Source organism: Limnochordia bacterium, assembly GCA_023230925.1.
GTDB lineage: Bacteria > Bacillota > Limnochordia > DUMW01 > DUMW01 > JALNWK01.
Genome location: JALNWK010000078.1, coordinates 1 through 8,800, shown reverse-complemented (window position 1 = coordinate 8,800; position 8,800 = coordinate 1). Strand labels below are relative to the sequence as shown.

Below are 8,800 nucleotides of genomic sequence, written 5' to 3'. Positions count from 1 at the left end.
TCTGAATAACTACGGGGTTCTCGGTGTCATCTCTTTTTCCTTCCTCTATATGAAAAGAATGGTTATTCTTTCGTCATTTACATATTCCTGATTTACTCCCCCCAATATCTAAATACGCCCAATACTTTCCCTGCAGACGGTTTTGCCACCATTGAGGATTCTATGGAATGGGTACGAGGTTTTGTGGATCTATACAATAATGAACTCCTGCATAGTGGCATAAAGTTTGTAACCCCGTACCAAAGGCACTATGCTCTAGACATTGAGATATTATCTAAAAGAGATGCTGTTTATCAAGCTGCAAGGAAAAAACATCCGGAGCGTTGGACAGGAAAAACTAGGAACTGGAAGTGGATTGATGAGGTCACACTAAATCCAGTTACTGAGCAAACATCGGAAAGAGAAAAGGAGCAAATACGACAACTATCTTGACAAACACCGCCTTGCCTATTTATCGATGGGGCATGAGGTGATCGCAGATGTCAATGCAACAACGAAGTCCCTTCAGGCAATGGGAATTCGCATGGATGCCGTAGGCATCGGTTGGATGATCGATGAAAAGAACGGACTCATCTGGCACAATGGCGGAACAAGCGTTTTCAACAGTTACCTCGCCTTTGATAAGAGAAGACGAATCGGTGTTGTCATTCTCTCCAATTTACCTCCTGGTTACAGGATTCCTGCAACCGTTATGGGTTCAAAACTAATCAGGGTTTTGCAGGAAGAGTATGACTGGCAGCATGACTCAACAGGGGTTTTTGAAGCTGACTAAGGAGAGTTCGGTAAAAAGTAACCAGCAACCGCGGAATGCAGATCCGTATTCTGTGGTATTTGTCGTTCCCTTGGACTTTCTTGATCTTCCCGTCTGGCAACTATATCATAGATGTAGGATAACAAGTATCTTCTTTGGGGATAATTGTCAAGAACCACAAGGAGGTCTAGGCTATGGAACCAACAATTACTCTGATAAAACATGCCGGAGTCCAGATTGTCTGGGATGAACGTACTATCTATATTGACCCCTGGGAGTTGCCGGATACGGTGGTGAAGCAAGCGGATGTCGTGTTTGTAACCCATCCTCATTATGATCATTTTTCCAATGAGGACATTGAGAAGATTCGGGGAACCGATACTGTTATTGTTGTTCCCCATGAGATTGCCGGTGACATTCCTGGGTCTATAGGTGTTGCTCCCGGTGACGAACTAGAAGTTAAGGGTATTGGGGTTGAGGTTGTTCCTGCCTATAACAAGAACAAGAGCTATCATCCCCAGGACAAGAGATGGGTAGGCTACATACTCCAATTGCAGAATACACGGGTTTATCATGCTGGGGATACGGATTTCATCCCTGAGATGAGCGATCTACAGGTTGATATAGCCCTTCTTCCTGTAGGAGGAACCTATACCATGGATTTCGAGCAGGCGGCAGAGGCTGCCGAGGCAATTGACCCAGAAAAGGCTATTCCTATTCACTATGGAGACTTGGTTGGTAATGAAGATGATGCTCAACAATTTGCTGCCCGATTCGCCCGGGTCAAGATTTTGCCAAAAGCCATAAGTCAGGAACCCTTCTAGGCATGATGATGCTCCATAATGGGAGCATCATTTTACTTCTCTATAGTTAATTTTCCTCCTCGAATAGCATAGTAGTTTAATATGCAGGTGGCTTACAGGCCAGAGGAGGGAAAGAAGTGCAAACACTATTAAAGGCCCAGCGTCTGGCAATTGAGGAAGTGCTTGATTGGCCAGGAGTGACCGGGATCGCTATTGGCAAGAAGATTAAGGGTGGTCGCCTGACCGATTATGATAGTGTCATCATTTACGTGGAAAAGAAACTTCCCGTAACCCACGTTGAATACGTCCTTCCCCAGGCGATCGGGGATATTCTCACGGATGTTGTGGAAACCGGACGGATTACTACACAAATGGACCATACAAAAAGGATGCGCCCTGCCCCCGGAGGTTGTTCCATTGGTCATCACGCCATAACCGCGGGCACCTTAGGGGTTGTCTGCTTTGATCGTAAGACGAAAGAACCGGTGATTCTATCTAACAATCATGTCCTAGCCAATTCCACCAATGGCATTGATGGTCGGGCCAAGCAGAATGATCCGATCTTGCAGCCTGGCGCATATGATGGTGGTCAGACGACGGATGTGCTCGGCAGACTTGAACGGTTTGTTCCGTTGCATTTTGGCACTGGTGGCACTGATCAGAAGCCTATGTGTTTTATACGAGCAATCATTGAGCGTATTCTGGGTTGGCTTGGGGTCAGAAACAAGGAGGAACATGGCATTAATATCGTTGATGCAGCCATTGCTCGACCAGTGGATTCAGTGCGCATGGAAATTCTAGGTGTTGGTTTGGTAAGAGGCGTCACCGATGTACCCGTGGGAACCCTCTGCTACAAAAGTGGTCGTACCACACAAGTCAGCACAGGTACGCTGCAGGGGAAGAACGCGCGGTTAAAGGTCTATTTTGACGAAGGTCAGGCTGCTATTTTCGACAAGCAATTGGTTTTCACCAGTATGTCCGAGCCGGGGGACTCGGGCTCCTTGATATTGGAGAAGGGCACGAATCGTGCTGTTGGCTTGCTATTTGCTGGCTCCAGTGACGTTACTATTGCCAATCCTATTCAGGATGTACTGGAACTGCTAGATCTTGAATTCTAGAGTCATAAGGAAGAACATCCTCCCGACACCTTAATGACCGTTGACTGGCGTTCAATGCGGGGGGGATTTGCTACGAAAGTATGTGTTAGACTGATCCAAGAAGCGATCTTCTGAGCAGATCGCTTCTTGGATCAGTTGGTGGCGTGCATATTGCTCAGGTCAAAGGGTTATCCCGGACCTTGGTTTCCATCTCGCCAATTGCTGCCCGGTTCACGGCTATTTAGCCAGTTGATCAATCTGTATGGGATAATGCTGTGGCACCGATGGCTTGCATCATATCCTTAATCGCGGCGTCGCGAAGCCGAAAATTTTGGGAAACAACCAAAGACCCGCCTCCAATTATCCCTATGATTTACTGAGATGACCCTTAGATTAGTTAAACAAAGACTGCTTGTCATGTAAGAACAAGATATCTCGTCCTTCCTTGAGGCATATGCCTTAAGCATTGTCTCTGAGGCAAGTGTGGGGAATTGGGTTTGCACAATCTGCTTGTGCCAATGGCTGATGTACCGTAGTTGCTGTTTGATAGCCACTAGTGATAGAATGATACTGTGAAATATGCGAAGAAGAAGGTGCGGTTTAAGTTGCAGTCGATGATCAGTCTAGATAAAAAGCATTCATTGGTGGATGAGGGGCAGCTAACTAGAATTGAACCGTTTATCGGAGCGGCCCATCAGATACTAGAACAACGTTCAGGCGCAGGAAGGGATTACCTCGGTTGGTTAGACTTACCTGACTATGATCGAACGGAACTGGATCAGATTCAGGAGGTAGCATCCCGGATTCGTTCCAACAGCCAGGTCCTCGTAGTCATTGGAATTGGTGGTTCCTATCTTGGAGCCCGGGCCGCGATTGAGCTGCTTACTCCAAGCTTCGGTGGGGACGGTCTGCAGGTGGTTTATGCAGGTCACAATCTAAGCTCAACTTATCATGCGGAGCTACTGTCCTATCTAGATCAGTATGACGTTTCCCTTAACGTCATCTCCAAGTCGGGAACCACTACAGAACCCGCAGTTGCCTTTCGATTTCTCAGGCGATATATGGAGACAAGATACGGTAAGAGCGGGGCTAAAGAACGCATCGTGGTGACCACAGATAAGGCAGCGGGTGCCCTAAGACAGCTAGCAACAGAAGAAGGGTATGCATCCTTTGTCATTCCCGATGATGTGGGCGGAAGGTTCTCTGTCTTGACTCCGGTGGGTCTATTGCCTATCGCCAGTGCAGGCATTAATATCCAAGCGATTCTCGCTGGTGCCAAGCATGCTAAGGATTCCTATGGCAGCCCACAACTTGAGGAGAACGACTGCTATCAGTATGCTGCCCTACGACATATTTATTATGAACAGGGCAAAACGATGGAGCTTTTGGTAAGCTATGAGCCAAGTCTATTCTACTTTGCCGAGTGGTGGAAGCAGCTATTTGGCGAAAGCCAAGGCAAAGACGGAAAAGGACTGTTTCCTGGGTCTGTTAGCTTTACCACAGATCTTCACTCCCTGGGGCAATACATCCAAGACGGAAGAAGACTGTTCTTTGAAACAGTGCTAAACGTGCAAGAGCCCCACCAGAACCTGATTATTGAAGCAGAAGACGCTGATTTGGATGGCCTCAACTATATCGCTGGGAAATCAGTCCATGAGGTTAACCAAAAGGCTCTTCAGGGAACTTTGCTTGCTCATGTGGAAGGACTAGTACCCAATCTCATCATTAACGTTCCCAAGATAACCCCTACGTACTTTGGGCAACTAGTCTACTTCTTTGAGAAGGCCTGCGCGATCGGTGGCTATTTACTCGGTACCAACCCCTTTGACCAACCGGGTGTTGAAGCCTATAAGAAAAAAATGTTTGCGCTCTTGGGTAGACCCGGTTACGATTTATGACGATCACAAGCGCTGTAGTGTTTCATGGCTCGACGGGGTGTGCCCCGTCAAGCCATCTAGATTCAGAGTTGTTCAGTCGATCATCATCTTGTCCCTCATGCTGGTAAAGACACCATCACCAATGATCAAGTGGTCCAATACACAGATCCCTAGGAGAGTTCCTGCTTTGGCCAGTCGCTGGGTGACCTTGATATCTGCTCCACTTGGCTCACAGCAGCCCGATGGGTGATTGTGGGCTAAGATAACAGCAGAGGCGCTGTGCCTAATGGCCCCCTTGAATACTTCCCTTGGATGAATGGCTGTATGAGCCAGTCCACCTACGGCCACTGTCTCTACGCAGATTATCTCGTTTTGGGTGTTAACTAGAATTACAATAAAGTGTTCGCGGTCATAGAGCCGCATATGGGTTAACAGGAATCGAGCAACGTCTTTCGGATTGCGAACCTTGGTCAAGGTGCCTGAAGAGAGAAAGGAAACCCGTTTTCCAAGTTCGATTGCCGACAAAATTCTCCAGGCTTCGTTAATGCTGACTTTACCCAATAAAGCAAGCTCTGTGCCAGTCATGGTGCACAACTTTTTTGCCGCGGCATTGAGATTACCGAAGGTATTGACTAACCTATCTAAAAGATCGGGGGAACGATTGTTACTAAGCATAGTGGAGATGACTTCCTCTGTGGATAAGTGGTCCATTTGGAGAATGGTTGGTGCATATTGTTCAACTGTCTGCAAAAGGTCCTGCTCCTTTCTAGTCAAGTAAGACTATACTTAGACGCGACTAGGGACAAGTCCTTCTTTATTTCCCATCAGATTTATGTTTTACATGAACTTGGTAATAGGTTACCGGTTACTGACACAGTGATTGCTCGAGTCTTCTGTTGATTGGGTGAGCAGTTTTTTGTAACTGTAATCTATCCCCACTGCACCAAGGGGTGCAGTGATTAAAATTGCAAGAACTGCGATTGTTAAGACCATCTTACCGCAGGGAAGCCCCATTTGGAGAGGAATTGAGCCAATTGCTGCTTGTACAGTAGCCTTTGGTACGTAGGCGATCATGCAAAACAACTTTTCTTCTTTTGTCAGCACTGTTCGGGCCAGACAGGTCCATACCCCCACTAATCTAAATAGCAAGGAACCTAAGATTACAAGGCCGCCGGCTGCGCCTGCCCCAAGGGCGTACCGGACATCAACAGTTGCTCCAACTAGGACGAATAACATGATTTCGGCCCCTACCCAGAGCTGGGAAAACTTGCTAGATAACCGAGTGGCAAGCACCCTATTGTTTCTTAAAATAGCCATACCTGTTGCCATGACAGCTATAAGTCCTGAAAATGGGATACTCTGCGGGATTGCCTGTTCAACCGTGATTAGCAAACACGAGATGCTCAGTAGAATAATCACCTTGGCAGAATCCCGTATATGAATCCTGCGGAATATGGTGCTCAAGCATGTTCCGCAGCAAAAACCAGCGATCATACCAAACACAATGGCAGCTGGGATCTTGACAAGTGTAAACCAAGCGATGTTTTCGCCGCTAGCAAGCTTGGTGAAAGACGTGAATAGTACGATTACGAAGACATCGTCAAGGGACGCACCGGCCATAATGAGCTGGGGAATACGGTTTTTCTCTCCATACCCCTTTTCCATCAGCTTCAACATGCGAGGGACGATAATCGCAGGTGAGACCGCAGCTACTACTACACCCATGATGGCTGCTTCGAGAATGGATACGCCTAACAAGGCTGGTGCAATTAGGATAACGCCAACGATCTCAAAGCAAGCGGGGATGAAACACATCAGAATTGCTGGTCTACCTATTTGTCTAAGGTCATTAATATCCAGAGCTAACCCTGCTCTTAAGAGGATGATCACAAGGGCAAGCTGACGCAAATCTGTCGAAATGCTAAGCATGGAATCGCTTAACAAGTTTAAGCAATAGGGCCCTAGTACCATTCCCGCCAGGATCATGCCGAGGAGACTTGGTAGTTTTGACTTACTGGTCATTGCGGCCAAGAGTAGCCCTAGCAGGAATACAAGTGATAGACTTGTTAGCATACGAACACCTTCCCCTATTTTGGTTATAAAAAAAGCTGATGCTTCCGTGAAAGAAACACAGAAGTCATCAGCTCAATAAGCAGTTTAGGCAACGGTTGCCAAGGGAGAACTTCATTCCCGAATTCTTTTCAATATTATATTAACATGTTATGCCACTGATGTCACTACCCGGGCACCTGGTCGAGGGACGATCCACAGGTGGTTACCAACCCCATATTCCATATGGGATCTCGTGGCCAACAGAATAAAGCAGGCAATGTGATATACTATGTGCTAGAGGCGAAAACAGCGTATCATCTATAGCTCTAGAGTCTTGTGTACGCATTCTGGTCAATTCGTATCCGGGGAGTGGCTCAGACGGTGGCTTTTCTACCGTCGAGTCTCTCTGAATCGAAGACCCTAATTCAGAGTGATTAACACTAGCTGTCTATGTTCTGCTTTGATGAAGGAGGCGTGGTCCATGCTTGAGTACGATGTGATTATTGTTGGCGCCGGTCCCGCAGGGATTTTTGCTGCCGGAGAACTGAGCCTGCTAGGTTATCGTGTGCTTTTGCTGGACAAGGGTAGGGACTTGGACGCGCGTCGATGTCCGGTGGAGGTTACTGGTGATTGTGCTAAGTGCTCACCATGTAGTATTGTCTGTGGTTTTGGAGGAGCTGGTGCCTTCAGTGATGGTAAGCTCACATTATCGCCGGATGTGGGTGGCTGGTTAAATGAGTTTTTATCCCGTGATGAGTTGATTAGATTGATCCGGTACGTTGATCAAGTTTATCTACAGCATGGTGCACCGGATCGGGTCTATGCTCCCTCGGATGCTAGGCTAGCGGAAGTGAGTCGAAAGGCCATGTTAGCAGAGCTACAGCTAATCCCGGCCAAGATTCGTCATTTAGGAACCGGTTATTCCAAACGGGTACTTAGCAATATGCGTCAGGCCCTCATGGAACAGGGAGTGACGATCCGTACTTTAGAGCCAGTAACCGAGATCATTTCGGAAGATGGCAAAGTGGTAGGTGTCATTACGAATAAGGCAGAGTACAAAGGTGAGTATGTGGTTCTAGCTCCCGGTAGGGAGGGTGCCGATTGGCTGGTAAAACAAGCGCGCCGGCTGAATATGCAAACCGAAGTCAATTCAGTGGATATTGGAGTACGAGTGGAGGCACCCGCGGTTGTAATGGAGCCTTTGACCGATGATTTCTATGAATCAAAGCTGGTTTATCACTCCCGTTCCTTTGATGATCGTGTGCGCACTTTTTGTGTATGCCCCTACGGTAAGGTGGCTGTAGAAAACAATGGTGGCCTGATTACCGTGAATGGACATAGCCATTCTGAGCACAAAACAGATAACACCAATTTCGCGATCTTAGTCAGCAAGAACTTCACTGAGCCCTTTAAGGAACCGATTACCTACGGTCAACATATTGCCCGCCTAGCCAACTTGCTTGGTGGTGGAGTGCTTGTTCAACGTCTCGGGGATTTACTCGATGGTAGGCGTTCCACAGAAAGCCGTATTAGTAAGGGTCTTATCGTCCCAACGTTGCCTACTGCTACGCCAGGGGATCTTAGCCTGGTATTGCCTTATAGGTATTTGGTAAGCATTATGGAGATGCTACAAGCTATGGACAAGCTTGCCCCAGGTCTGTACGCTCGAAATACGTTGCTTTATGGGATTGAAGTCAAGTTCTATTCCTCACGGCTACAGGTTGATCGGAACTTCCAGACTAACATAGAAAACCTTTATGCCATTGGAGATGGGGCGGGGGTAACCCGGGGCTTGATGCAAGCGTCGGTGTCGGGTGTTTTGGTAAGTCGTGCGATTGCATCTAAGAAGGATTAAAGGTGTTGGTATGACATGGCTGGCTAAGAGAATAGCCCTTGGCGATTCCTGTGTTACCTGGCGACGTACTGGCATTACAGTGAAAGTGAACTAGGCCAAAGAGTCTACGGCTTCAGGGTCATAAAGCCCGATGAAACGATACTTGCGCCCGATGTGGCTATTGACCAGCCTATGCCCCAATGATATAATACCTGACTTTAGGAGTAAAAGGGAAAACATGGTGTTAAACCCTAAAGTTTGTGGTTTAACATTTTCTTTATTTGTGAGTCGTTGAGAAAATAATTGGTAATCGGTAATCCTAGCTCAACTGCCAGGCTTTTTATGAGTTCGGAAGACGCTGTGATGTTCACATATTTATCCTGTTC

8 protein-coding genes and 1 riboswitch are annotated in these 8,800 nt (G+C 47.2%); of the genes, 6 read left to right on the top strand and 2 right to left on the bottom strand.

Translation table 11 applies throughout. The features are described from left to right. Window positions 1-162: 162 nt before the first annotated feature. The 5 genes from M0Q40_11960 to M0Q40_11940 all read left to right on the top strand — a co-directional run bounded on the left by M0Q40_11960 (window position 163) and on the right by M0Q40_11940 (window position 4,549). Window positions 163-432, top strand: coding sequence for a hypothetical protein (locus M0Q40_11960; GenBank protein ID MCK9223309.1), 270 nt, complete (start codon window positions 163-165; stop codon window positions 430-432). 37 nt (window positions 433-469) lie between these two features. Continuing rightward, the gene (locus M0Q40_11955) at window positions 470-772 is read left to right on the top strand and encodes a serine hydrolase (protein MCK9223308.1); all 303 of its coding nucleotides are present in this window, start codon (window positions 470-472) and stop codon (window positions 770-772) included. A 173-nt stretch (window positions 773-945) separates the two neighbouring features. Then, entirely contained in the window at window positions 946-1,575 is a 630-nt protein-coding gene (locus M0Q40_11950; GenBank protein MCK9223307.1) for an MBL fold metallo-hydrolase, read from the top strand. 116 nt (window positions 1,576-1,691) lie between these two features. After that, complete coding sequence (locus M0Q40_11945; GenBank protein ID MCK9223306.1) at window positions 1,692-2,672, top strand: S1 family peptidase; 981 nt, start codon at window positions 1,692-1,694, stop codon at window positions 2,670-2,672. A 593-nt stretch (window positions 2,673-3,265) separates the two neighbouring features. Continuing rightward, on the top strand, window positions 3,266-4,549 hold the full coding sequence (locus tag M0Q40_11940) for a glucose-6-phosphate isomerase (GenBank protein MCK9223305.1): 1,284 nt from the start codon (window positions 3,266-3,268) through the stop codon (window positions 4,547-4,549). 72 nt (window positions 4,550-4,621) lie between these two features. Here M0Q40_11940 and radC read toward each other — a convergent pair whose 3' ends face one another. Beyond that, on the bottom strand, window positions 4,622-5,278 hold the full coding sequence (radC, locus tag M0Q40_11935) for a DNA repair protein RadC (protein MCK9223304.1): 657 nt from the start codon (window positions 5,276-5,278) through the stop codon (window positions 4,622-4,624). A gap of 108 nt (window positions 5,279-5,386) precedes the next feature. Further along, on the bottom strand, window positions 5,387-6,601 hold the full coding sequence (locus M0Q40_11930) for a cation:proton antiporter (protein ID MCK9223303.1): 1,215 nt from the start codon (window positions 6,599-6,601) through the stop codon (window positions 5,387-5,389). A gap of 51 nt (window positions 6,602-6,652) precedes the next feature. Beyond that, window positions 6,653-6,729, bottom strand: a riboswitch (Fluoride riboswitch). Between the two features lie 332 nt (window positions 6,730-7,061). On the opposite strand from M0Q40_11930, the gene M0Q40_11925 reads away from it, so the two are divergent. Beyond that, window positions 7,062-8,435: an NAD(P)/FAD-dependent oxidoreductase gene (locus tag M0Q40_11925; GenBank protein MCK9223302.1), complete on the top strand. Its 1,374-nt coding sequence runs from the start codon at window positions 7,062-7,064 to the stop codon at window positions 8,433-8,435. The last annotated feature ends 365 nt before the right edge of the window (window positions 8,436-8,800 follow it).